Source organism: Streptomyces sp. NPDC053426 (genome assembly GCF_055585405.1).
Map to the genome: position 1 here is coordinate 190202 of NZ_JBVJKE010000004.1, position 23004 is coordinate 213205.

Below are 23004 nucleotides of genomic sequence, written 5' to 3' on the forward strand. Positions count from 1 at the left end.
ACCTCTGCCACCACCCCGCTGGCCGCGCTCGACTCGCTCGGCGCCATGGGCGGCCTGTTCTCCACCACCGTCCTGTACGCGCTCGGGTGCGGTGTCGCCGTCGGCGGCGGGCTCGCCCTGCTCGCCGTCGCCGTACGCGGGCTGCCCGCCAAGCCCGAGCACGAGAAGCAGAAGGCGAGCGAGCGGGCGAACGAGCTGGTCCGGTTCGCCGGGCGGCGCGGCTCCCTCGCCGCGCTCGTCGGCCTCGCCGTGCTGCTGCTGACCCGATGGACGGTCGCCGGCATCGCCGCCGCCGTCCTCGTCTTCTTCTGGGACCGCCTCTTCGGCGGAGCCGGGGAGGAGAAGGCCGCGATGCGGCGCGTGGAGGCGCTGGCCTCCTGGACCGAGTCGCTGCGCGACACCATCGCCGGCGCGGTGGGTCTGGAGCAGGCCATCCCGGCGTCCGCGCGGGCCGCCGCGCCCGTGCTGCGCCCGCACCTCGACGCGCTCGTCGACCGGCTGCGCTCCCGCACCCCGCTGGCCGAGGCGCTCCAGCAGCTCGCCGACGAGATCGACGACGCCTCCGCCGACATCATCGTCGCCGCCCTCATCCTCAACGCCCGGCTGCGCGGACCCGGTCTGCGGCAGGTGCTGGGCGCGCTCGCCAAGTCGGCGCGCGAGGAGGTCGACATGCGGCAGCGCGTGATGGCGCAGCGCGCGTCGACCCGGCGGTCCGTGCAGATCGTCGTCGCCGTGTCGATCGCGTTCGTGCTCGGACTGTCCATCTTCAACCGGGAGTTCGTCGAGCCGTACGGTACGGCGGTCGGTCAGCTCGTACTGGCCTGTGTCTGCGGCCTGTTCGCGCTCGGCTTCTGGTGGCTGCGCAAGCTGTCCACCATCGAGACGCCCGAACGGTTCCTGGTGCGCGACGAGTCGGCGGTGCGGTTCGTGCGTCCGCGTACGCCCGGTGCCGTACCGGACCGGCGGCAGGCGCCGCTCCAGCCGGAAGAGGGGGTACGCCGGTGAGTGACGAACTGACGATGCCGGTGGTCGTCGGCGCGGTCCTCGGACTCGGGATCTACGTCCTGGTCCGCGCGTTGACGCCCACCAAGCGCAGTGCGATCTCCCAGGTCGCCCGGATCGACGCGATGCGGGCGCGCGGTACGGCGTACGAGTCGGCCCGGACGGCGGAGCGGGACACCGGCCGTTTCGGCTCGCTGCGGGCCGAAGTGGGGGCGCGGGTCGCCGAGTTGTATCTGCAGCAGGGGTGGGAGCAGCGTTCGTTGCGCGCGGACCTCGCCGTGCTGGAGCGGAGCTGGGAGAAGTTCCTGGCGACCAAGGTGCTGCTGGCGGTCGCGGGTCTGTTCTTCGGGCCGTTCCTCTTCGCCATCGTCTGGACGCTCGCCCTCGCCGACAGCCCGATCATCCCGGTCTGGCTGGCCCTGCTCTGCGCGGTGCTGTTCTTCTTCCTGCCCGACCTGGAGGTACGCCGGGACGCCGCCGAGAAGCGGCGCGACCTGCGCCGGGTGATCGGCGCGTACCTGGACCTGGTGTCGATGAGCCTGGCCGGCGGGCGGGGCCTGCCGGAGGCGCTGATGGCGGCGGCCGAGGTGTCCGACGGCTGGGCGACGCGGCGCATCCGCAACGCCCTCGCCGACGCCCGGATCACCGGCATCAGCCAGTGGCAGGCGCTGGGGCAGCTGGGGGAGGAGCTGGGCGTGGAGGAGCTCAAGGACCTCTCCGCGTCGCTGGCGCTCGTCGCGGACGACGGCGCCAAGGTGCGCGAGTCCCTCGCCTCCCGTGCCGAGACCATGCGGCACCGCGAACTCGCCGAGATCGAGGGCAGCGCGGGTGAGAAGTCCCAGTCGATGCTCGTGGCGCAGCTGCTGCTGTGCGCGGGGTTCCTCGTGTTCCTGATCTTCCCGGCGGCGATGCGGGTGTTCCAGGTGTGAGAACCGCGACCCCTGAGCCGTACGTCAGAACTTCCGTGAACCGAATTCGAGAGGACAACGCGTCATGAACGGACGTACCTTCCACACCGGCATCCCTGCCGTGGACTTCCTGGTCACTTTCATGCGGGCCCGCGTGGAGCGCGCCCGTTCCGGCGAACTGGACCGCGGGGCCTCCGCGGTGGAGTGGGTCATCATCTCGGCGGTCGTCGTGGCGATCGTCGGTGTGGTCGCCGCGATCATCAACGCCGCGCTGAGCGAGGGCGCCAACAAGGTCGGTGACTGCATCAAGGGCGCGGACGCGGGCAAGACCTGCTGACGGCCGTCACTTCGCTCACGGGGATGTCGGTGCGCGTACGTCGCTGGGTACGCCGACGGGTGGAGGCCGCCTCCGCCCGCGGCGATTCCGGCATGACCGCGATCGAGTTCGTGTTCCTCACGCCCGTCCTGTTCTTCATGATCTTCGCGACGGTGCAGTTCGCGCTGTACTTCTTCGCCGATCACGTCGCCCAGGCGGCGGCGCAGGCGGGTGCGCGCAAGGCGCGTGCGACGGCGGACGCCCAGCCCGGCGGCTGGCGGGGCGAGGCGCGGGGCGTGGTGGACAGCTACATCCGGCAGCTCGGCCCGCAGTTGGTGCTGGCGCCCGATGTGAAGATGCTCCAGCCGGAGCAGGACACGGTGGGCGTGGAGATCACGGCACGCATTCCGACGGTGTTCCCGGGCCTGGATCTGACGGTGCACGCGCAGTCGGTGGGGCCGGTGGAGCGGTTCGTGCAGGAGGGGGAGAACTAGATGGGGTTCCCCCTGGGGGACGGGCGGCCGGGAGCGGGTGACGGCCGGGACCGGGGTCTGTCCACCGTCGAGGTGGTCATCCTCGCGCCGGTGATGATCCTCTTCATCCTGGTGCTGGTGGGGTTCGGGCAACTGGTGGACGGCCGTGGCGCGCTGGACGGCGCGGCGCGTGACGCGGCCCGTGCGGGCTCGATCCAGAAGGACCACGGTACGGCGATGGCGGAGGCGCGTGCGGCGGCGGAGGCGAACCTCGCGGACGTCTGCTCCGGCCCGGTGACCGTCGTACAGACCAGTCAGGGCTTCGAGCCGGACACCATCTTCACGGTCGAGGTGAGCTGCGAGGTGCGGGGCCTCGCCATGCTGGGCCTGGACATCCCGACGACCCTGACCGCGAGCTTCAGCTCACCGCTGGACCCGTACCGGAGGACGGCGTGAGAGCGGCACGTATGAGGACATGGCTGTCCGACCGCGGTACGCGGCTGGACGACCGGGGCTCGGGCGCCGGCGCGGTCATCATCTTCGCCCTGGTCTTCCTGTCCCTGGCGGCCTTCGTCATCGACGGCGGGATGTCCATCTCCAAGCGGGAGCGTGCGGCGGACATCGCGGAACAGGCGGCCCGTTACGCCGCCCAGGACATCGACCGCGAGGCGCTGTACGACGACGTGGGCGGCCCGGCGCCGATCAACCACGAGAACTGCGACGCCCGGGTGAAGGCGTTCGCCCGCGAGATGGACATGTCCGGCCCGGACATCGCGGCGACGCACTGCGTGGCGGCGACGGTGGAGGCGGTGGAGGTCGAGGTGCAGCTGACGTACGCGCCGGTCTTCACGGGCATGTTCTACGGCGGGGACGTGGTGGTGCACGGGCAGGCGGTGGCGGAGAACGAGGTGGGCTGAGGCCCGCGCCCGCCCCCGCGGCCGCGCCCGCCTCGAAACATCCCTCGGACCTGCACACCGTTCACCGTGGGGCCGCACGGAAAAGGGGCGGAGCGCGCGGATCGGTCCGGATGCGCGGAGCGCGTCACCGGAGGCCCTCCGTAACCGGTGGGTAGCGTGAAGACGCGGGCCGTTTCCGTGACCGCATTCCCACACTCATGGATTCGGCGGCGCCGCGAGGGTGTGCGTCGGCCGTGCGTCGCTGGTCGGCCGTTCGGCGGCGTGCTTGGATCAGTGCGCGGCTCCCCGATCCCATTGCTCCGGATTCCCCACTCCGGATTTCGGGCGTGCCTTTCCGCTCCGATTAGTTGAAACAGCCAGAAGGGAAAGACCTGTCATGAACTTCGTCCCCCAGGTCGAAACTGCCGAGATCTCCGACGCGGACCTGGACAACGTCTCCGGTGGGCAGTCCGTCTCCGCCGGCATCGACGCCGGTGTGGCCGTCGTCGCGGACCACGATTCCTTCGGCGTGGGTGTGTACGCCGAGGCGGGCCCCTTCAGCGTCTCCGCCGGTCTCGGCGGCTCGGTGGCCCACGAGGGCGCGGTGCGCACCACGATGCTCTGAGCGTCGCTTCCGACGTGAGCCGGGTCCCGGTCTGTTCACAGACCGGGACCCGGCTCATTCGTCCCCGAGCCCGTCCCCACTGCCTGACTTGAGGGCGTCGACGAAGGCGTTGAAAGCGGGGGCGGGGAAGGAGAGGGGGCCGTGGGCGGGGTGTTTGGAGTCGCGTATGGCTGTGCGGGTGGGGGAACGCGCCATTTCCACGCAGTTGTTGCCGTCGCCGCTTCCGGAGTGGGACGACCTTTGCCAGGTTTCGGGTGTGGTCACGGTTTCCTCACAGCTCCTTCGCCAGACGGTGGATTAAATCGCGTGAGCGTGCAGGTTCGAGAGACGCGGACTCCACCATGTGGAACAGCGTTCGAAGAGCGCCGAGTTGGGCTTCGGAGTCGATGAAGGCGGCACCTTGCGGTGCGTCTCGTACGGCTGTGTCCAGCCTGGGTACGGCACCGCTCACGTACATCATGGCGTTGGTGGCTCCCGCGAAGCCGTCCAGGTCGAAGGGGATGACCCGCACGGTGATGTGGTGTGCTTCGGAGAGTTCCAGGACGCGAAGGAGTTGAGCACGCGCTGCGGTCCGGTCGCCCACACGGATGCGCGGAGCCGCCTCGTGGATGACGGCTGTGTACGGGACGGACCGGGGTTCCTCGATGATCCGCCTGCGTTCCGTCCGGTGGTTCACCCGCAGTTCGAGGTCGTCACGGGGCGGTTCGGGGACCCGGTAGGAGAAGATCGCGCGAGCGTAGTCCTCTGTCTGGAAGAGGCCGGGTACGTGCAGGAACTCGATGTCCTGTCGGCTGGTGCAGTGGTGCTCCAGCTCGGCGAGGTCCAGGAACGACGGGGGCAGCAGGCCCTTGTACCGCTCCCACCACCCGCGTGTCCGGTCGGTGGCCATGGCGACCAACGCCTCGACCAGCTTCTCGGTCGAAGACCCGTTCGGCGGTTGAGTGGGAGGAGGCCTTCGACTGGGGCCATTCGAGTCAATAAGATCTCCGTAGGCTCAGCAGACCCTCCTCCCACACGAACCCAGGACACCCGCCATGCCGCGACGCCGCAGTCCCAGCCCGTCCAGCTCGACGGCTCCGAGGAACAGGACGCCGCAGCCGGTGCGGGTGCGGCGGCGGTCGTTCGGGGACTTCGTCAAGGCGTTCTTCGCCTTCGTGGCGCTGGCCGCGCTGCTCGTCGGGGTGCCCTTCGCGTTGGCCGTGACCGCCGGCTGGCCGTTGCCGGACACGTTCGAGCCGATGGAGTGGCTCAAGCAGGACATCTCCGTCCAGACCTTCCTCTCCATCCTGACCTTCGTCGTCTGGCTCGCCTGGGCGCAGTTCACCGCGTGCGTGCTCGTCGAGATGAAGGCCGCGCTGTCGGGGGTCGGGGTGCCGGGGCGGGTGCCCGGGGCCGGGCCCAGTCAGTTGCTCGCCCGGCAGCTCGTCGCCGCCGTGCTGCTCGTCGGCGCGACCGCCGCCAGCTTCACTCCGGGGCTCAGCCAGCTCGGGCAGAGCCTGGAGGGGAACCAGCGGCCCGCCGTGGCCGCCGCCCAGCAGACCCCCGGGTTCTTCGCCCAGCAGCAGGAGCAGGCCGCCGGTGCCGCCGCCGCCCTCGCCGAACAGGCCTCGCACGCCGAAGCCGCCGCGAGCAGCAGCGCCCAGCAGCAGGGCGACACGAAGTTCTACCGGATCCAGCCGCCCGAGGGGCGTCACCACGACTCCCTCTGGGAGATCTCCGAGCGGCACCTCGGTGACGGGCGCCGGTACAAGGAGATCTTCGAGCTCAACAAGGACCGTACCCAGCCCGACGGTTCCAAGCTGTCCGAGGCCAGCCTGATCCGGCCCGGCTGGATCATGGAGATGCCCGGCGACGCGCGCGGCGGCGACCTCGTCGAGATGCCGGACGAGGCACCCGAGGTCTCGCCCGAGGTGCGGCAGCAGATCCGCGACTACGACAGGACCGGGGAGCACGCGCAAGGCGGTGGCGGCAGCGGTGCAGCCCACGTCTCCGTTCCCGAGCAGCGGCCGGCCCCCGAGGCTGACGACACCGGTCACCAGCAGCCGGCCCGGCAGCACGCCACCCCCGCCCAGGACTCCTCCTCCTTCGGCCTCCCCGAAGCCCTCCTCGCCGCGCCCCTCCTCGCCGCCGGTCTCCTCGGTGCGCTCGGGCACCGGCGGCGGCAGGCGCTGTGGCAGTCGGCGTTCGGCGGTATCGGCGGGCGGCGCGGGATGGAGCCGCCCACGCCGACCGGGGACGCCCAGGACGTCCAGGACGCGCTGCTCGTCGGCGCCGACCCCGAGGGCGTGCGGCTGCTCGACCGGTCGCTGCGCGGGCTCGCCACGTCCCTCGCCGCCGAGTCCCGCCCGCTGCCCACCGTCTACGCGGCCTGGCTCAGCAACGGCGACCTGCACCTCCAGCTCGCCCAGCCGTCCGGGAAGCCGCCGGCGCCCTGGCGGGTCGGGCAGGACGAGACGTCCTGGACGCTGGCCAAGGACGACGCAGTGCGGTACGAGGACGTCGACACCGCGGCCCCCTACCCCGGCCTCGTCAGCCTCGGCACCATGGACGACTCGCGGCTGCTGCTCAACCTGGAGTCCGTCCCCGGCATCGTCTCGCTGAGCGGCGACGAGGCCGACCGGGCCGCCGTGTTCGCCTCCGTCGCCGCCGAGCTGGCCACCAACGGCTGGTCGGACCGGATGACCATCACCCTCGTCGGGTTCGGCGAGGAACTGACCCCGCTCGCGCCCAACCGGCTGCGCCACCTCGACGGCATCGAGGCGCTGATCGAGACCATGGAGGCCGAGACGCGGCAGCGGCGGGGGGCGCTGGGCACGGCAGGGCACGATTCCGTGCTCACCGGGCGCACCGGCCCGGCCCAGCACACCCGTTGGGCTCCGCACCTCGTGCTGCTCGCCGCCGAGCCGTCCGCCGAGGACGCCGTCACGCTCGCCGAACTCGCCGCCGACGCCGGCCGGCTCGGCATCGGCTACCTCGTCGGCACCGGCAGCGGTGAACTGCCGGGCGCCGCATGGGAGATGGAGATCACCGGCGAGGGCAAGCTGCTCGCCCCCCTCCTCGGCCTGGAACTCGACGCCCAGCTCCTGCCCGCCGCCCAGCAGCGCGCGGTCGTCGAGCTGTTCACCGACGCCGACCCCGAGCGCGGCCCCGACGGGCCCGGCACCACCCCGCCGTTCCTCGTCGACATCAGCGAGCAGGGGCGGCCCGCCGTCTACGCGCGCCTGGTCGGACCGTACGAGATCATCGGCCTGGACACCCCGGACGGCGAACGCAGCGCCCTGCTCCACGAGGCGCTCGCGCTGCTGCTCCTGCACCGCGAGGGTGTCCACCCGCGCGTGCTGTCCTCCGCGCTGTGGCCGCGCGGCGTCACCGACGACGTGCGCGAGGCGCTGGTCGAGCGGCTGCGCGCCTGGCTCGGCACCGACCCCGACGGCACCCCCCGCCTCGGCACGGACTCCACCGGACGGCTCACCCTCGCCAAGTCCGTCGTCTCCGACCTGGACGTGCTGCGGTCGCTGTACCACGAGGCCACCCAGGGCAGGGGAGTCGACAGCCGGGCCGTACGCGGGCGGCTGCTCACCGACGCGCTGGTGCTGGTGCGCGGTCCGCTGCTCGCCGACCGGCCCGAGGGCCGCTACCGCTGGCTCACCCACGAGATCGTCGACGCCCAGCTCCCGCTGCTCGTCGCGGACACCGGACTCGCGCTCTCCGGGTTCCACCTGGAGAAGAACCGTGCGGAGAAGGCCATCGAGGCGCTGAACGCCGCGCTGCGCACCGCCCCGGCCGACGAACGGCTGTGGAACGAACTGCTGCGCGCCACCCACGCCCTCGACGACCCCGAGCGGCTCACCGCCCTCACCGCCGACCTCGTCGGCCGCGCCGGCGCCCGCGGGCTGCCGCCGCGCACCGAGGCGCTGCTCGACGAACTGCTGCCGACCTGGCGCGACGCGGTCGCGGCGGCCGGATGAGTGAGCACCTCGACGCCCTGCTGATCGCCGTCGCCGCGCTGTGGGGCGCGGCGGCCGGCGCGGTGCTGCCCCGCGCGGCCTACCGGTTCTCCGTCCCGGCCGGGGAGGCGTGGCGGACGGCGTGCCCGGCGGGGCACCCGGTCGGCGGCTGGCTCGGGCGGGCCCGGTGCGGGCCGTGCGCGGGACCGTCGTACGTGCCCGGCACCGCTCCCGTCGTCGTCACCGCCCTCGTCTGCGCCGCCCTCGCCGCCGCCACCGGGACCAGGCCCGAGCTGTTCGTCTGGCTGCTGCTCGCGCCCGTCGGCGTGCTGCTGGCGGTGGTCGACTTCCGGGTGCAGCGGCTGCCCGACCCGCTCACCCTCCCCTTCGCCGGGGCCGCCCTCGTCCTGCTCGGCCCGGCCGCCCTCGCCCCCGAGCACGCGGGGGAGTGGACCACCGCCCTGCTGGGCGCGCTCGCGCTGGGCGCCGGCTACTTCGTGCTGTTCCTCGTCAACCCGGGCGGCATGGGCTTCGGCGACGTCAAGCTCGCGCTCGGCGCGGGCGCCGTCCTCGGCTGGTACGGCTGGCCGACCGTGATGCTCGGCACCCTCGCCGGGTTCGTGTTCGGGGCGCTGTACGGGGGCGCCCTCGTCGTCGCCCGGAAGGCGGGACGCAAGACGGCGATCCCGTTCGGTCCCTTCCTGATCAGCGGGGCCTTCGCGGGGCTGCTGATCGGTGCGTACGCGGCCTGACGTCAACCGGCGCAACCGGCTGACGTACGCTGGATCGGTCCGTTCACACCTTTCGCGAAAGGGACACCGGTGACCGAGAAGGCCGACCTCCAGCCCGTCCTCGACCGTGCCGCCGCCGGTGGGCGGATCACCCCCGAGGAGGCCCTCGACCTCTACCGCGACGCCCCGCTGCACGCGCTGGGCGCCGCCGCCGACGCCGTGCGCAGGCGCCGGTACGCCGGTACGGAGCACATCGCGACGTACATCATCGAGCGGAACATCAACTACACGAACGTGTGCGTCACGGCGTGCAAGTTCTGCGCCTTCTACGCGGCCCCCAAGGACACCGCCAAGGGCTGGACCCGCGACCTCGACGACATCCTGCGGCGCTGCGCCGAGACCGTCGAGCTCGGCGGCACGCAGATCATGTTCCAGGGCGGGCACCACCCGGACTACGGCGTCGAGTACTACGAGAAGCACTTCGCCGCCATCAAGAAGGAGTTCCCGCAGCTCGTCATCCACAGCCTGGGGGCGAGCGAGGTCGAGCACATGGCGCGGATCAGCAAGGTGAGCGTCGACGAGGCGATCACCCGCATCCACGCGGCCGGGCTCGACTCCTTCGCCGGCGCGGGCGCCGAACTGCTCCCCGCCCGTCCCCGCAAGGCCATCGCGCCGCTCAAGGAGTCCGGCGAGCGCTGGCTGGAGATCATGGAGATCGCGCACAACCTCGGCGTCGAGTCCACGTCCACCATGCTGATGGGGACCGGCGAGACCAACGCCGAGCGGATCGAGCACCTGCGGATGATCCGTGACGTACAGGACCGCACGGGCGGCTTCCGCGCGTTCATCCCGTACACCTACCAGCCCGAGAACAACCACCTGAAGGGCCGCACCCAGGCCACCCTCTTCGAGTACCTGCGGATGATCGCCATCGCCCGCGTCTTCCTCGACAACGTGGCCCACATCCAGGGCTCCTGGCTGACCACCGGCAAGGAGGTCGGCCAGCTCTCCCTGCACTACGGCGCGGACGACCTCGGCTCCATCATGCTGGAGGAGAACGTCGTCTCCTCCGCCGGCGCCAAGCACCGCTCCAACCGGATGGAGATCATCGACCTGATCCGCAAGGCGGGACGGGTCCCGGCCCAGCGTGCGACGACGTACGAGCACCTCGTCGTCCACGACGACCCGGCGAACGACCCCGTCGACGAGCGCGTGGTCTCCCACATCTCCTCCACCGCCATCGAGGGCGGCACGGCCCACCCGGAGCTGAAGCTCCTCGCCTCCAACTGACCTCCCCGTGCTGACCCTTCACACCGCCGACGCCTCGCCCGAGACCGCCGTCGTGGTCGACGGCGCGCACATCGCCGCCGTCGGCCCGTACGAACAGCTGGCCGCCGGTCATCCGGGCGCCCGGCTGCGGCGGTGGCCCGGCATCCTGACGCCCGGTCTGCTCAACCCCTACGGTCCGGAACTGCTGGAGCAGGCGTACCACCCCGACCCGCGCGAGGCGGACCGGCTCGGTACCGAGCCGGTGTTCGGGGAGCGCGCGCGGGCACTCCTGGCCGCCGGGCCGTCCGCGCGGGGCGCCAGCGCACGCCGCGGAGTACAGCGCATGCTGGCGCACGGAACGGTCGCGGTCGCCGGTGAGCTGCGCGGCCGCGAGGCCCTGGACGCGGTGCGCAGGGCCGGGCTCGCCCTGGCGGGGCGTCCGGCCGCACTGCCCGGGCCCGCGGCGCTCTCCCCGGTTCCCCTCGTGCTGCTGCCGGGCCTCGGCGCCGGGAAACCCGCGCGGTTCGCGGTGTTCGACGTGCCCGACCGGGACGCCCTCGTGCGGGACGGCGCGTCCACGTGCGTGGCCACCGTCGTGGGCGGCCGCCTGGTGTACCGGCGGCGCTGACCCGTGGCGGCGCCGGCCCCGTGACGGCGCCGGCCCTCACCCCGCGAGCGCCTCCCCGAACGCCCCGTCCTCCTGCTCCACCCCACTGCAATGGGTCAACGCGTCATCCGCGGCGGCGTCTTCGCCGCACTCCGTGTCCCGGAACGTCGACCACATCGACACCCACGCGATCCCCTTCTCCTCCGCGAACGCCCGCACCTCCGCCGCGTCCGCGAGCGTGAACGTCTCCCCCTCCACGTCGTTGACGCCGATCATCGAGGTGAGCGCCATGCCCCGCCAGGCATCGGCCTCCGACAGCCCGAAGACGTCCTGGAGCTGGGTGTTCGCCGCCTCGGCCGAGGCGAGGGCGTACTCGCCCATGTCACCGTCGTAGGACTCGCCGTAGTTCATCGTCATGAGGTTGACGGTGGAGACCTGGGCGCCGTGATCGTTCGCGGACGCCAGCAGGGCCAGCCCGTCCTCGTCGAGCCCGGACGGCATGACCGGGAGGGTGAACGACACCTCCAGGTCCGTGCGTTCCTCCTGGAGCAGCGCGATCGCCTCCGAACGCAGGTCCACGGAGGCGGAGTCGGCGAGTTCGTCGCCCTCGATGTCGAAGTCGGCGCGGGTGGCGCCGGCCGCGTCCAGCGCGGTGCCGTACGCCTCCGCCAGTTCCTCCGCGCTGTCGCAGGTGGCCGCCAGTTCGTCGCCGGAGGCGCCGCCGAAGGAGACGCGGACGTCGGCGCCCGATCCGGTGAGCCCCGCGATCCGGGACGTCACGCTCTCGTCGTCGATGGCCTGGGTGCCGTTCCAGTACGGGGTGCAGCCGCTGCCGGAGGAGATCACGAACGCCAGGTTGTACGTCGTGGGGGAGCCCGCCGAGTCGGTGCCGGAGGCCGCCGAGGCACTGACGTACGGGGCGTACGCGGTGACCGGCGCGGACGACGACGAGGCCGAGGGGGCGGGGTCCGCCGGGGCCGCGTCCGTCGCGGCGTCCCCGGCGGAACAGCCGGCGGTGGCCGCGACCAGGGCGAGGGCCGGGAGGAGGGCGAGCCCGGCAACGGGCTTCAGTGGACCGCGCATCGTGCCCGTTCCCTTCATGAGACGTCGGGTGGACGGCCAACGTGGCACACGGGTCTGTGTGCTTTCTGAGGATGTACGCCCGGTTCCCGGACGATTCTCAGGGGACGGAGAGGTTCGCGGCCTTCCCACGGGAGACTCACAGGCAACGCCGGGTTTTCCCCGCACAACGGCCCTTACCGTCCGGGCCATGCATTCCGATCCCGCCATCGAGAGCCGCGCCGACGCGCGCGGCCGTCGCCGCAAACGCCGCAACGGGTCCGGCGAAGGGCCCGTCTTCGTCGACTCCTCCGGCCGCCGGGCCAGGCTGCTGCGCCGGATCGGCCTGCTCCTGGGAACCGTCTGCGCCGGGTACGCGGTCGTGCTGGGTCTGGCCTTCATGGGCATCGGCACCTCGGTCACGCCGGCCTCGCTGCTGCCGTTCGGAGGCGGACAGGGGGAGGCGGGACCCGGTGGCGGCGCGGGCCCGCGCGGCGGGGTGGCCCCGACCGGCACCCCGCCGTCCCCGCCGGCCGGCACCCCGGGCGCCACCGCCGTACCCACCCCCTCGGCGACGTCATGACCGCCGCGCCCCCCGCGCGCGGCCGGCGCCGCGCCCCCACCCGCATGGAGCGCGCCGCCGGGCGGGCCGCCGCGCTGCACCGGCCGCGGGTCCTCCTCGCGCTGCTGCTCCTGCTCGCCCTGACCTGCGTGATGCTGCTCGACGGCTATCTGCGCGCCGAGGTCGGCGACGACCAGCGGGTCCGCACCGGGGCCTCGTCCTCCGAAGTGCCCGACGACGTCCTCGACGGCGGCCCGATCCTCACCTTCCCCGGTGGGCAGGCCGAGACCGTCTCCGTCCCGGACAGGACGATCGTGCTCACCTTCGACGACGGACCGGACCCCACCTGGACGCCGAAGGTCATGGAGGTCCTGGAGGAGTACGACGTGCCCGGCACGTTCTTCGTGGTCGGCTCGATGGTGTCGCGCTACCCCGACATCGTGGAGGACCTGGTCGAGCAGGGCCACGAGATCGGCGTCCACACCTTCACCCACGTCGACCTGTCGTACCAGAGCTCCTCCCGCGTCACCCGCGAGATGGAGCAGACCCAGCTCGCGCTCGCGGGCGCGGCCGGGATCACCACCACGCTGTTCCGGGCGCCGTACTCCTCCGAGCCGGACGCCGTCGACAACTACAGCTGGCAGGTCTACCAGCAGCTCGGCGAGGACGGGTACACCAGCGTCTTCATCGACACCGACAGCGAGGACTGGAAGGAACCGGGCGTCGCGAAGATCGTCGAAGGGGCCACCCCGGAGGACGGGGAGGGCGCCTCGGTGCTCTTCCACGACTCCGGCGGCGATCGTACGCAGACCGTCGCGGCGCTGGCGAAGTACATCGAGAAGATGCAGGCGGAGGGGTACACCTTCACCACCGTCAGCGGCGCCATGGCCGAGCAGCAACAACAGCAGCAGCCCGCCGGCGGATCCGGGGCGGGCGGCCCCGGATCCGGCGCTCCGTCCGGCACCGGCAACCAGCTCCAGGCCTCCCACCGCACCGCCACCGGCGCGACCCTCTACGAGGGCAAGGCGCTCATCGCGGCCGTCACCGTCGCCGAGTGGACGGTGCCCGCGCTCTCGGCCGGCCTGGTGATCGTGGGCGTGGCCGTCATGGGGCGGTTCGCGCTGATGCTCGTCCTCGCCCGGCGTCATTACCGGCAGCGCAACAGACGCCGCTTCGGCTGGGGACCACCCGTCACCCGGCCGGTCAGCGTGATCGTCCCGGCGTACAACGAGAAGGAGTGCATCGAGAACACCCTGCGGTCGCTGGCCGAAAGCACCCATCCGATCGAGATCGTCGTCGTCGACGACGGCTCCACGGACGGCACGGCGGAGCTCGCCGAGGCGCTCGGCCTGCCGGGCGTCCGGGTGATCCGGCAGGAGAACGCGGGCAAGCCGGCCGCCCTGAACAACGGCATCCGCAGCGCCCGGTACGACATCGTCGTGATGATGGACGGCGACACCGTCTTCGAACCGGACACCGTGGGCCGCCTGGTGCAGCCCTTCGCCGACCCGTCGGTGGGCGCCGTCGCGGGCAACGCCAAGGTCGGCAACCGCTCCACGCTCATCGGCGCCTGGCAGCACATCGAGTACGTGATGGGCTTCAACCTCGACCGGCGCATGTACGACCTGCTGCGCTGCATGCCGACCATCCCCGGCGCGATCGGCGCGTTCCGCCGCGAGGCGGTGCTCCAGGCGGGCGGGATGAGCGAGGACACCCTCGCCGAGGACACCGACATCACCATCGCGCTGCACCGCGCGGGGTGGCGGGTCGTCTACGAGGAGCACGCCCGCGCGTGGACCGAGGCCCCACGCTCGCTGCGGCAGCTCTGGTCGCAGCGCTACCGCTGGTCGTACGGCACCATGCAGGCGCTGTGGAAGCACCGCGGGTCCCTCACCGACAAGGGGCCCTCGGGGCGGTTCGGGCGGGTCGGCATGCCGCTGGTGGTGCTCTTCCAGATCGTCACGCCGGTGTTCGCGCCGCTCATCGACGTGTTCACCGTGTACTCGATGCTCTTCGTCGACTTCCGGGCGGCCCTGCTGGCCTGGCTGGCCGTCCTGGGCGTGCAGCTGGTGTGCGCCGCGTACGCCTTCCGGCTCGACCGGGAGAAGTACCGGTATCTGCTGATGATGCCGCTGCAGCAGTTCGCGTACCGGCAGATGATGTACCTCGTCCTCATCCACTCCTGTGTCACCGCCCTGACCGGCGGCCGGCTGCGCTGGCAGAAGCTGAAGCGGACGGGCGAGGTCGGGATGCCGTCGGCGGGGACGGGCGGCTGATGGGGTCGCACCGCAAGGGGGCCGTGCGCCGGCGGGCCACGGCCCCGGCGGGCCGCGACGGGTACTTCGACCTCCTGCGCGCGGTGGCCCTCGTCCGGGTCGTGGCGTACCACACCTTCGGCTGGGCCTGGGCGGGGATGGTCTTCCCGTCGATGGGGGTGATGTTCGCGCTGGCCGGCACCCTGATGGCCAGGTCGCTGCGGCGTCCCGCGCTCACGGTGATCCGGGGCCGGGTCCGCCGCCTGCTGCCGCCGTTCTGGTTCTGGGGCTTCTTCGTGGTCACCGCGATGCTGGTGCACGGCTGGATGCCGGGGTGGCGGATCGTGTACTGGATCGTGCCGCTCGGCGACCCGCCGGGCAGCGCCTGGGCCGAGCAGGCCTGGGACGTCGTCTGGTACCTGCGGACGTACCTGTGGTTCGTGCTGCTCTCCCCGCTGCTGCTGCGGGTGTTCCGGCTCTCCCCGGTCGTGGTGCTGGTGCTGTCGCTCGTCCCGGTCGTCGTCCTCACGTACGTGTGGCAGCCACCAGAGGGGCGGCTCGGCGGCACCCTCACCGACCTCGCGACGTTCCTGTTCTGCTGGCTCCTCGGCTTCGCCCACCACGAGGGGGTGCTCGGGCGGCTGCGCCCCCTCGCCGTCGCCGTGGCGTCGCTCGCCGCGCTCGCCTACGGCGGCTGGTACGCCCTCGCCCACCGGTCCGCGTACGGCGGCACCTACGACCTGGACGACGACCCGCTCGCGCAGGCCTTCTGGTCGGCCGGGTTCGTGACACTGCTGATGTACGCCAAGGAGTACGCGGGCCTCGTGGGACCGTCCCGTTCCCGGCTGGTCACCGTGTTCAACGCGCGCGCCGTGACGATCTACCTCTGGCACGAGGTGGCGCTGATCCTGGCCGTGCCGCTGATCGACCGGTTCTGGGAGGTGCCCGCGTTCGAGGCGCATCTGCCGCTGGAGAGCCAGTGGTTCCTGTTCGGCGTCGGCTGGGTCCTGATCGGCGGCTTCGTGCTCGCGTGCGGCTGGGTCGAGGACGTCGCCGCACGCCGGAAGCCGACGCTCCTGCCGGGCGGGCGGGCTGCAAGAATGGGCGCGTGACCCGCGCATCCCTGGACAAGCAGCCGCACGAAGTCGCCTCGATGTTCGACGACGTCGCGGAACGATACGACCTGACGAACGACGTGCTGTCCCTCGGCCAGGACCGGCGATGGCGCAAGGAGGTCGCGAAGGCCGTCGACGCCCGGCCCGCGCAGAAGATCCTGGACCTGGCGGCCGGCACGGGCACCTCGTCGATGCCCTTCGCCCGCGCCGGCGCCTACGTCGTGCCCTGCGACTTCTCCCAGGGCATGCTCCGGGTCGGCAAGCGGAACAACGCCTGGCTGCCGTACACGGCCGGCGACGCGACCCGGCTGCCCTTCAAGGACGACGTCTTCGACGCCGTCACCATCTCCTTCGGGCTGCGCAACGTGCAGGACACGGACGCGGCGCTGCGCGAGATGCACCGGGTGACCCGGCCCGGCGGGCGGATCGTCATCTGCGAGTTCTCGCACCCGACGTGGGCGCCGTTCCGCACCGTCTACACCGAGTACCTGATGCGCGCGCTGCCGCCGGTCGCCCGGTCGGTGTCGTCCAACCCGGACGCGTACGTCTATCTCGCCGAGTCCATCCGCGACTGGCCCGACCAGCCCGCGCTGGCCGGACGGCTCCAGGGCGCCGGCTGGTCGAAGGTGGCGTGGCGCGACCTCACGGGCGGCGTGGTGGCGCTGCACCGGGGGTTCAAGGAGAGCTGAGCAGCACCGCGCGGGGCAGGGCGGGCTCCTCCAGTTCCCGCTGGAGCCCGCCCGTCGGCGGCACCGGCCCGCGCGGCTCGCGCACCCCTCCGCCGCCCTCGCCCTCACCGAAGTCGAACCACACGTGGACCACGGAGTCCCGCGGCACCTCCGTACCGGGCTGCGGATACTGCCGTACGACGTAGTCGACGACGACGAACTGGAAGTCCGACCGGTCCGGGGCGTTCACGGACAGGCCCCGGGCCCGGGCCGACTCGCGCGCGTCCACGGCCATCAGTCCGACCAGGCGCGGCACGCGCACTTCGGGCGTCGGTGTCCTGGGTGTCATACGCACGGACGTCACCCCCCAAGCGGTACCGGCAGAGTAGACCCGTGCCGTGCCCGCCGGAAGCATCAAGTGGCTTTCCGTGACAATTGATTACTCTGGGTGACGGTCGGGTGCCGGGGTCACAGGTCCAGCCGGTAGCAGTGGGCCTCCCGCGGGCCGGACGGGAGCGTGAACGTCTCGGCGAGGCGCATCCCGAGCCGCCTGGTGACCGCTATGGAACGGGAGTTGCGGGCGTCCACCATCGCCACCACGCCCGTCAGGCCCGCCGCAGCCACCCGTTCCAGGGTCTGCCGGGCCGCCGCGGTGACGTACCCCTTGCCCCAGTGCTCCCGCGCGAGCCGCCAGCCGATCTCGATCTCGCCCGTGGGGCCCCAGTCGCGGTCCCACGGCTGGGCGCCGGTGAAGCCGATGACCCGGCCGGACTCGTCGAGCATGGTCCACAGGCAGAAGCCGAGTTGGGCGTCGTGCCGGCGCTGGCGGGCGGTGAGCTCCTCGTAGACCGACAGCTCCGCCGACGCGCCGCCGTGGAACTCCATGACGTCCGGGTCGTCGAAGATCCGGTGCCAGGCGAAGGCGTCCTCGTGGGTGGGGACGCGCAGCCGTACGACGGGGAGAGCTCGGTTCACGGGGCAGCCCTTCAGCCGGGTGATCAATCGTGCTGAATAGACTGCCCGTGTCCAGTGCCGGTCGGCACGCAGATTTCGAACTTGGGGAGATCCCGCCGTGACCGAGCCCCTCTCCGACAACACCGCCGACGTCATCGTGGTAGGCGCGGGGCCGGCCGGCTCCACCACCGCGTACCACCTGGCGCGGTCCGGACTCGACGTGCTCCTGCTGGAGAAGACCGAGTTCCCGCGGGAGAAGGTCTGCGGCGACGGCCTCACCCCGCGCGCCACCAAGCAGCTCGTCGCCATGGGCATCGACATCTCCGAGGAGGCCGGCTGGCTGCGCAACAAGGGCCTGCGCATCATCGGCGGCGGGGTCCGCCTCCAGCTCGACTGGCCGGAACTCGCCTCCTTCCCCGACTACGGCCTGGTCCGCAAGCGCGACGACTTCGACGAGCAGCTCGCCCGGCAGGCCCAGAAGGCGGGCGCCCGGCTGTACGAGCGCTGCAACGTGGGCGCGCCGATCGTCGACGACCGCACCGGGCGCATCACCGGTGTGAAGGCCAAGCTCGGCGAGGACAAGCGGGAGGTCACCTTCCACGCCCCGCTGGTGGTGGCCGCCGACGGCAACTCCACCCGGCTGTCCCTGGCGATGGGTCTGCACCGCCGCGAGGACCGCCCGATGGGCGTCGCGGTCCGTACGTACTTCACCTCGCCCCGCCACGACGACGACTACCTGGAGTCCTGGCTGGAGCTGTGGGACCGTCGCGGCCCGCAGGACCGGCTGCTGCCCGGCTACGGCTGGATCTTCGGCATGGGCGACGGGACGAGCAACGTCGGCCTCGGCGTGCTCAACACCTCCGACTCCTTCAAGGAGCTGGACTGGCGCGAGGTCCTCAAGGCCTGGTGCGCCTCGATGCCGGAGGACTGGGGCTACACCCCGGACAACATGACCGGCCCGATCCGCGGCGCCGCGCTCCCCATGGCCTTCAACCGCCAGCCGCACTACACGCGCGGCCTGCTGCTGGTCGGCGACGCGGGCGGACTGGTGAACCCCTTCAACGGCGAGGGCATCGCCTACGCCATGGAGTCCGGGCAGATCGCCGCCGAGGTGATCGTCCAGGCCCACGCGCGGGCCACCCCGGCCCAGCGGGAGATCGCCCTCCAGCGCTACCCGCGCGTGCTGAAGGACACCTACGGCGGCTACTACACGCTCGGCCGGGCCTTCGTGAAGCTCATCGGCAACCCGAAGATCATGCAGATCGCCGCACAGCGCGGACTGACGCACCCCATGCTGATGAAGTTCACCCTGAAACTGCTCGCCAACCTGACCGACCCGACGGGCGGCGACGCGATGGACCGCATCATCAACGGCCTGAGCAAGGTGGCGCCGAAGGCGTGACCGGTCGGACGGTTCTGACGGGGTGTCCGATCGTGATCATTGTGTAATGCGCATGTGGACAACTGATCGACTGCGATCGGTGTCGTACGGGACGTAACCACTCAGGCACGTCCCGTACGACGAGAGAGCCTTCCATGACGCAGCAGGCAAGACGGCGGCCCGGGCCGCTCAGAGCCCTGGGGCTGGTGGCCGCCGCGAGTCTGGTCGCGGCCGGTGCCGCGGGCACCGCCCGGGCGGCCGACGAGCCCCTTCCCGTGACCATCACCGGCGAGGACCGGGTCGACCTGTCGCTGGGGTCCGGCAACGGCGACTCCACGGAACCGCAGATCGACCTGCGGCTGGACGTTCCGGGGGAGGAGTTCGAGGGCGAGGGCGACGTCCCGACCGTGTTCACCGGCGACTACACGATCCGCATCGACGCCACCGAGCTGGAGGGCGTCGCCTCGGTGGACCTGCCCTGCGACGCCGACGGTCTCGTCGCCACCTGCACGGGCTGGGAGCTGTACGCGGGCCAGCGGTACAACCGCGTCGGCGACATCCGGCTCGACCTCGACGACGACAGCGAGGCCGGGGACTTCGGCAGCATCAAGGTCACCGGTGAGGGCGAGGGGCTGGACTTCACGCCGCTGAACATCGACGTGCTCGTCGGCGGCCCCGAGTTCCTGAACCGCACGCTGCCCCTGCCCGGCGGTCTGAAGGCGGGCGAGACCTACAAGGCCCCCGTGGGTCTGCGCAATGTGGGCACCATGCCCGCCGAGGGCGCGGTGCTGCGGTTCCACGGCTCGCGCGGGGTGTCCTTCCCCGACTCGTTCGGCAACTGCGCCTACGCCGAGGTGACCACCGGCCCGCTGCTGCACCAGGGCACCGACGTCATCTGCACGTTCCCGGACACCATCGAGGCCGGTGCGGCGTACGCGCTCGCCGAGCCGCTGAAGGTGCGCACCGCGGACTTCGCGCTGCGCGACATCTTCACCTACTCCTTCACGGCCGTCCCCCCGAGCGAGGTGGCCGACCTGCGCGCGGCGAAGGACTACCGGCAGGGCGACGGAGTGGACCTGGAGCTGAAGCAGGTCTCCGGCGCCGACCCCGCGGACTACTCCCGGTACGCGGACCTGGACCTGCCCACGACGAACACCTACGACCTGGAGCTGACCGGCGCCTCGCTGGACGCCGAGGCCGGGGACACCGTCACGGCGGAGATCGGCTTCCGCAACAACGGCCCGGCCTGGATCGGCGCCCTGCGGTCCGGCGGTGAGCCCTTCTCCTTCACGGTGGAGGTTCCCGAAGGGGCGACCGTCACCAAGGCCCCGCAGAGGTGCCGGGAGATCACCCTCGCCGAGGGCGAGAAGGGTTACCGCTGCATGGTGAGCACCCCGCTGCTGGAGGACGCCGAGTTCACCTACCCGTTCGAGCTGCGGGTCGACCGGGTCGTCGAGAACGCCAAGGGCGAGGTGGCGCTGCCGGAGGCGAACGACCCCGCCGAGCCGAACCTCGTGAACAATTCGGCCTGGATCGTCCTGAACGGCCCGGATGGGCAGACGGACGGCGGAACGGGTCAGAACGGCGGCGGTGGCGCGACGCCGTCCGCCTCGGCCTCGCCCTCGCCTTCGTCCTCGTCCGGTTCCGGGCAGGACGGCGGTGCCGGTTCCTCCGGTTCCGGCACGTCCGGCGGCGTCCAGGGCGGTCTGGCGTCCACCGGTGCCGGCGGGGCGGCGCTGATCGGCGGGGCGGCGCTGCTGGCGCTGGGCCTCGGCGCGGGCGTGACCGTGCTGCTGCGTCGCCGGGCGCGGCAGACGGGCGGGGCCATCGCCTGAGAGGCGTGAGTGAGCGCCCGCGCGGCGCGAAGCCGTGAGCGGCGCTGTGGGCGGCCGGGGTCCGGAGGACGGACTCCGGCCGTCGGCGTCCGTACCGGGGCGCCGTGAGGGGCCGTCACGGGGCCGTACGACGCCCGGCGGGTGCGTATCGACGCCGCCAACCCGCCCGAGCGGTGGGACGATTCGGGCAATCGGGCGATCTTGGCCCGGTGTGCGGGAACGCCGGAGGGCCGCTGCCCCCGAGCGGCAGCGGCCCTTTGGCCCATGACGGGACGCGGCTCAGAGCACGCGCACGGCACCCGACGCGGGGTAGCCGGAAAGGTCCTGGATGACGACGCCCTTGGAGGGGTTGGCCGCGTCCAGGTACTGGCCGCCGCCGATGTAGACGCCCACGTGGTACGCGGAACCCTTGCCGCCCCAGTAGAGGATGTCGCCGACCTGGAGGTTGGACAGCGAGACGTCGGTGCCGGCCATCGACTGGTCCTGCGAGACGCGCGGCAGGTCGACGCCGACCTGCTTGAACGCGGCCTGGACCAGGCTGGAGCAGTCCCAGGCGTTGGGGCCCGAGGCACCCATGACGTAGGCGTCGCCCACCTGCGCCTTGAGGAAGGCGATGACCGTCGCGACGCTGCCGCTGGCCGGAGCGGAGGCGGTCGTGGTGGTGGCGGTGGTGGTGAGGGTGGTGCGCTCGGCGCTGCGGGCGGCGCGCTCGGCGGCGGCCTTGCGGGCCTCCTCGGCGGCCTTCTTCTTCGCCTCGGCCTTCTTCTTGGCCTCGGCGAGGTCGGCCTTGGCCTCCTTGGCGGCCTGCTCCGCGGCCGCGTCACGCTCGGCCTGCAGCTGGTAGTTCGCGGCGGCCTGCTGGGTGGCGTCCGCGGACTGGGCGATCTGAGCGGCCAGGTCCGCCGTCAGGGTGGGCAGTTCGAGGGTCTGCGTCACCGGCTCGGCAGCGTTCGCCGAACCCGACGCCCCGGCCACTGCCAGGGTGCTGAGGACGCCACCGGCAACTCCGGCCCGCATCGCCATCGTGGACTGGGCGGTGCGGCGGGGCTTCCGGTGGCTGCGTATGTGAGCGGTGTGGGACATAGGGACAACCGGTACCAGGCGCTGCTTCATATCTTCAAGAAACGTGTGCTGCGCCACAGTTGTTCAATCGGGACTCCGAATCCCGGGCGTGTCGCTTTTTATTGACGCCCTAACGGACATTACGGGCGCCCGTGATCGGCCCGTGATCACGCACTTCCATCGTTACGTCCGAATTGCCCCGCGCTTACCACTGGTTGGACTGGTTGGCCAATCCCTCCTCTCATGCGCCTCTCATCAATGTGACGGAGGTCACGGAACGGTTACCCGCGCCGTCGCGTCGGGGAGCGCCGACCGGGTCCCGGCCGCCCGAGGGGATCGACGAGGGGATCGATGCGGGGGATCGGTGCGGGTGACGGTCGGACCGGCGACTGGAGTGGGGGCCGGATCGGCGGTCGAATCGGCGGCCGGATCGTGGCCGGATCGGCGGCCGGGGTGACGGCCGGGCCGATGGCCGGATCGCGTCACCGGGACTTCGTGAACGCGTGCACACGTCCACATCCCGCTCCCGATCCCCTCTGATGTGTGAACGCTCCTCTATCAAGAGATCAAGTCCAGCGCCAATTTGCATGCGTGGGAAGCCTCTTGATATTGAGACGGCCGCCCTGAGCTGCGCTGACGAGGCAAAATGTCACCTTTGGTGATCGCCTGGATGCTTGGCGTGTGAAGATCACCGCTCATCCGACTTCATGATCGTTCGTCAGGTGGTGGAGATCACAAAGCTTGTGCAATACCCCGTGTCGCAGATCACAGACTCACGGGCATAGGATGCGGAGCGGTTGGGCTTGTGACCTGCTTCACATGTTCTCGATCTTCGCCGGGGCGGGCGTGGTTCGTGGGGCTGTTGAGGCGGGGCCGGCCCGATGCACAACCTCCCCCAGGGGCTCGGCTTCGCTCGCCCCCGGGGGGACCCCATTGCAGTCAATGCCGACTGAGAGGAGCGAGGAGCGGTGAACGCGTATGCGCCCATCCTCGTACTGGGAGCCCTCGGGGCAGGCTTTGCGATCTTCTCCGTGGTCATGGCCACGCTGATCGGTCCGAAGCGGTACAACCGCGCCAAGCTCGAGGCCTACGAGTGCGGTATCGAACCGACCCCCACGCCGGCCGGCGGCGGGCGCTTCCCCATCAAGTACTACCTGACGGCGATGCTCTTCATCATTTTCGACATCGAGATCGTCTTCCTCTACCCCTGGGCCGTCACCTTCGACGCCCTGGGGATTTTCGGGCTCGTGGAGATGCTGCTCTTCGTGCTCACCGTCTTCGTCGCGTACGCGTACGTATGGCGGCGCGGCGGCCTGGAATGGGACTGAGGGGCCACTAG

Annotated in this window: 23 protein-coding genes and 1 pseudogene; 18 read left to right on the forward strand and 6 right to left on the reverse strand. The window is 71.6% G+C overall.

Features of this window, described 5'->3' with window-relative positions:
- Positions 1-45 precede the first annotated feature (45 nt).
- From ACZ62B_RS10315 to ACZ62B_RS10345, 7 genes are all read left to right on the forward strand, one after another.
- The gene (locus tag ACZ62B_RS10315) at positions 46-1005 is read left to right on the forward strand and encodes a type II secretion system F family protein (RefSeq protein WP_469690059.1); all 960 of its coding nucleotides are present in this window, start codon (positions 46-48) and stop codon (positions 1003-1005) included.
- A gap of 14 nt (positions 1006-1019) precedes the next feature.
- Complete coding sequence (locus ACZ62B_RS10320) at positions 1020-1931, forward strand: type II secretion system F family protein (RefSeq protein WP_469690061.1); 912 nt, start codon at positions 1020-1022, stop codon at positions 1929-1931.
- A 64-nt stretch (positions 1932-1995) separates the two neighbouring features.
- Entirely contained in the window at positions 1996-2247 is a 252-nt protein-coding gene (locus ACZ62B_RS10325) for a hypothetical protein (protein WP_006133157.1), read from the forward strand.
- 23 nt (positions 2248-2270) lie between these two features.
- A complete protein-coding gene (locus ACZ62B_RS10330) occupies positions 2271-2720 on the forward strand; it encodes a TadE family protein (protein ID WP_383613599.1) in 450 nt (149 codons plus the stop codon).
- Complete coding sequence (locus tag ACZ62B_RS10335; protein WP_469689814.1) at positions 2721-3155, forward strand: TadE/TadG family type IV pilus assembly protein; 435 nt, start codon at positions 2721-2723, stop codon at positions 3153-3155.
- An 11-nt stretch (positions 3156-3166) separates the two neighbouring features.
- A complete protein-coding gene (locus ACZ62B_RS10340; RefSeq protein WP_469689815.1) occupies positions 3167-3616 on the forward strand; it encodes a Tad domain-containing protein in 450 nt (149 codons plus the stop codon).
- A 376-nt stretch (positions 3617-3992) separates the two neighbouring features.
- Complete coding sequence (locus ACZ62B_RS10345; RefSeq protein ID WP_469689819.1) at positions 3993-4220, forward strand: hypothetical protein; 228 nt, start codon at positions 3993-3995, stop codon at positions 4218-4220.
- A 54-nt stretch (positions 4221-4274) separates the two neighbouring features.
- On the opposite strand, the gene ACZ62B_RS10350 is transcribed toward ACZ62B_RS10345, so the two are convergent.
- Complete coding sequence (locus ACZ62B_RS10350; protein WP_469689822.1) at positions 4275-4484, reverse strand: DUF397 domain-containing protein; 210 nt, start codon at positions 4482-4484, stop codon at positions 4275-4277.
- Positions 4485-4491: 7 nt separating this feature from the next.
- A pseudogene (locus tag ACZ62B_RS10355) lies at positions 4492-5133 on the reverse strand (DUF5753 domain-containing protein); the annotation flags it as partial.
- Positions 5134-5254: 121 nt separating this feature from the next.
- On the opposite strand from ACZ62B_RS10355, the gene ACZ62B_RS10360 reads away from it, so the two are divergent.
- The 4 genes from ACZ62B_RS10360 to ACZ62B_RS10375 all read left to right on the forward strand — a co-directional run bounded on the left by ACZ62B_RS10360 (position 5255) and on the right by ACZ62B_RS10375 (position 10795).
- The gene (locus ACZ62B_RS10360) at positions 5255-8188 is read left to right on the forward strand and encodes a BTAD domain-containing putative transcriptional regulator (RefSeq protein WP_469689826.1); all 2934 of its coding nucleotides are present in this window, start codon (positions 5255-5257) and stop codon (positions 8186-8188) included.
- Entirely contained in the window at positions 8185-8919 is a 735-nt protein-coding gene (locus ACZ62B_RS10365) for a prepilin peptidase (protein WP_469689828.1), read from the forward strand. Before ACZ62B_RS10360 ends, ACZ62B_RS10365 begins: the two co-directional genes overlap by 4 nt.
- A gap of 69 nt (positions 8920-8988) precedes the next feature.
- The gene (gene mqnC, locus ACZ62B_RS10370; protein WP_344561025.1) at positions 8989-10188 is read left to right on the forward strand and encodes a cyclic dehypoxanthinyl futalosine synthase; all 1200 of its coding nucleotides are present in this window, start codon (positions 8989-8991) and stop codon (positions 10186-10188) included.
- 7 nt (positions 10189-10195) lie between these two features.
- Positions 10196-10795 carry an imidazolonepropionase-like domain-containing protein gene (locus ACZ62B_RS10375; protein WP_344561020.1) on the forward strand — a complete coding sequence of 200 codons (600 nt, stop codon included), beginning with the start codon at positions 10196-10198 and terminating at the stop codon, positions 10793-10795.
- A gap of 36 nt (positions 10796-10831) precedes the next feature.
- Here ACZ62B_RS10375 and ACZ62B_RS10380 read toward each other — a convergent pair whose 3' ends face one another.
- Entirely contained in the window at positions 10832-11857 is a 1026-nt protein-coding gene (locus tag ACZ62B_RS10380; RefSeq protein WP_468881926.1) for a chitinase, read from the reverse strand.
- A 187-nt stretch (positions 11858-12044) separates the two neighbouring features.
- Between ACZ62B_RS10380 and ACZ62B_RS10385 the strand changes: the two genes are divergently transcribed.
- Genes ACZ62B_RS10385 through ACZ62B_RS10400 form a run of 4 tightly spaced genes read left to right on the forward strand, consistent with a single transcriptional unit; the run spans position 12045 to position 16454 of the window.
- On the forward strand, positions 12045-12416 hold the full coding sequence (locus ACZ62B_RS10385) for a hypothetical protein (protein ID WP_344561016.1): 372 nt from the start codon (positions 12045-12047) through the stop codon (positions 12414-12416).
- Positions 12413-14671 carry a bifunctional polysaccharide deacetylase/glycosyltransferase family 2 protein gene (locus ACZ62B_RS10390; protein WP_469689832.1) on the forward strand — a complete coding sequence of 753 codons (2259 nt, stop codon included), beginning with the start codon at positions 12413-12415 and terminating at the stop codon, positions 14669-14671. Before ACZ62B_RS10385 ends, ACZ62B_RS10390 begins: the two co-directional genes overlap by 4 nt.
- The gene (locus ACZ62B_RS10395) at positions 14671-15762 is read left to right on the forward strand and encodes an acyltransferase family protein (protein WP_468881920.1); all 1092 of its coding nucleotides are present in this window, start codon (positions 14671-14673) and stop codon (positions 15760-15762) included. The genes ACZ62B_RS10390 and ACZ62B_RS10395 overlap by 1 nt, the downstream gene beginning before the upstream one ends.
- Positions 15759-16454 carry a demethylmenaquinone methyltransferase gene (locus tag ACZ62B_RS10400; protein ID WP_073932859.1) on the forward strand — a complete coding sequence of 232 codons (696 nt, stop codon included), beginning with the start codon at positions 15759-15761 and terminating at the stop codon, positions 16452-16454. Before ACZ62B_RS10395 ends, ACZ62B_RS10400 begins: the two co-directional genes overlap by 4 nt.
- On the opposite strand, the gene ACZ62B_RS10405 is transcribed toward ACZ62B_RS10400, so the two are convergent.
- Positions 16441-16782, reverse strand: a complete 342-nt coding sequence (locus ACZ62B_RS10405) for a PASTA domain-containing protein (RefSeq protein ID WP_344561068.1) — start codon at positions 16780-16782, stop codon at positions 16441-16443. The two genes, ACZ62B_RS10400 and ACZ62B_RS10405, sit on opposite strands and share 14 nt — an antisense overlap.
- A gap of 119 nt (positions 16783-16901) precedes the next feature.
- The gene (locus tag ACZ62B_RS10410; protein WP_344561010.1) at positions 16902-17408 is read right to left on the reverse strand and encodes a GNAT family N-acetyltransferase; all 507 of its coding nucleotides are present in this window, start codon (positions 17406-17408) and stop codon (positions 16902-16904) included.
- 97 nt (positions 17409-17505) lie between these two features.
- Between ACZ62B_RS10410 and ACZ62B_RS10415 the strand changes: the two genes are divergently transcribed.
- Positions 17506-18789 carry a geranylgeranyl reductase family protein gene (locus ACZ62B_RS10415; RefSeq protein WP_344561008.1) on the forward strand — a complete coding sequence of 428 codons (1284 nt, stop codon included), beginning with the start codon at positions 17506-17508 and terminating at the stop codon, positions 18787-18789.
- A 134-nt stretch (positions 18790-18923) separates the two neighbouring features.
- Positions 18924-20603, forward strand: coding sequence for a hypothetical protein (locus tag ACZ62B_RS10420; protein ID WP_469689837.1), 1680 nt, complete (start codon positions 18924-18926; stop codon positions 20601-20603).
- Positions 20604-20882: 279 nt separating this feature from the next.
- On the opposite strand, the gene ACZ62B_RS10425 is transcribed toward ACZ62B_RS10420, so the two are convergent.
- Positions 20883-21716, reverse strand: coding sequence for a C40 family peptidase (locus tag ACZ62B_RS10425; RefSeq protein ID WP_344561004.1), 834 nt, complete (start codon positions 21714-21716; stop codon positions 20883-20885).
- Positions 21717-22633: 917 nt separating this feature from the next.
- Here ACZ62B_RS10425 and ACZ62B_RS10430 point away from each other — a divergent pair.
- Positions 22634-22993, forward strand: coding sequence for an NADH-quinone oxidoreductase subunit A (locus ACZ62B_RS10430; RefSeq protein ID WP_003974383.1), 360 nt, complete (start codon positions 22634-22636; stop codon positions 22991-22993).
- Positions 22994-23004 lie beyond the last annotated feature (11 nt).

Coding starts and splice junctions, on each gene's coding strand:
- ACZ62B_RS10425 (WP_344561004.1), bottom strand. CDS start 21,716: ATGAAGCAGCGCCTGGTACCGGTTGTCCCTATGTCCCACACCGCTCAC.
- ACZ62B_RS10390 (WP_469689832.1), top strand. CDS start 12,413: ATGACCGCCGCGCCCCCCGCGCGCGGCCGGCGCCGCGCCCCCACCCGC.
- ACZ62B_RS10395 (WP_468881920.1), top strand. CDS start 14,671: ATGGGGTCGCACCGCAAGGGGGCCGTGCGCCGGCGGGCCACGGCCCCG.
- ACZ62B_RS10345 (WP_469689819.1), top strand. CDS start 3,993: ATGAACTTCGTCCCCCAGGTCGAAACTGCCGAGATCTCCGACGCGGAC.
- ACZ62B_RS10405 (WP_344561068.1), bottom strand. CDS start 16,782: ATGACACCCAGGACACCGACGCCCGAAGTGCGCGTGCCGCGCCTGGTC.
- ACZ62B_RS10380 (WP_468881926.1), bottom strand. CDS start 11,857: ATGCGCGGTCCACTGAAGCCCGTTGCCGGGCTCGCCCTCCTCCCGGCC.
- ACZ62B_RS10360 (WP_469689826.1), top strand. CDS start 5,255: ATGCCGCGACGCCGCAGTCCCAGCCCGTCCAGCTCGACGGCTCCGAGG.
- ACZ62B_RS10365 (WP_469689828.1), top strand. CDS start 8,185: ATGAGTGAGCACCTCGACGCCCTGCTGATCGCCGTCGCCGCGCTGTGG.
- ACZ62B_RS10325 (WP_006133157.1), top strand. CDS start 1,996: ATGAACGGACGTACCTTCCACACCGGCATCCCTGCCGTGGACTTCCTG.
- ACZ62B_RS10315 (WP_469690059.1), top strand. CDS start 46: ATGGGCGGCCTGTTCTCCACCACCGTCCTGTACGCGCTCGGGTGCGGT.
- ACZ62B_RS10340 (WP_469689815.1), top strand. CDS start 3,167: ATGAGGACATGGCTGTCCGACCGCGGTACGCGGCTGGACGACCGGGGC.
- ACZ62B_RS10330 (WP_383613599.1), top strand. CDS start 2,271: ATGTCGGTGCGCGTACGTCGCTGGGTACGCCGACGGGTGGAGGCCGCC.
- ACZ62B_RS10420 (WP_469689837.1), top strand. CDS start 18,924: ATGACGCAGCAGGCAAGACGGCGGCCCGGGCCGCTCAGAGCCCTGGGG.
- ACZ62B_RS10335 (WP_469689814.1), top strand. CDS start 2,721: ATGGGGTTCCCCCTGGGGGACGGGCGGCCGGGAGCGGGTGACGGCCGG.
- ACZ62B_RS10385 (WP_344561016.1), top strand. CDS start 12,045: ATGCATTCCGATCCCGCCATCGAGAGCCGCGCCGACGCGCGCGGCCGT.
- ACZ62B_RS10320 (WP_469690061.1), top strand. CDS start 1,020: ATGCCGGTGGTCGTCGGCGCGGTCCTCGGACTCGGGATCTACGTCCTG.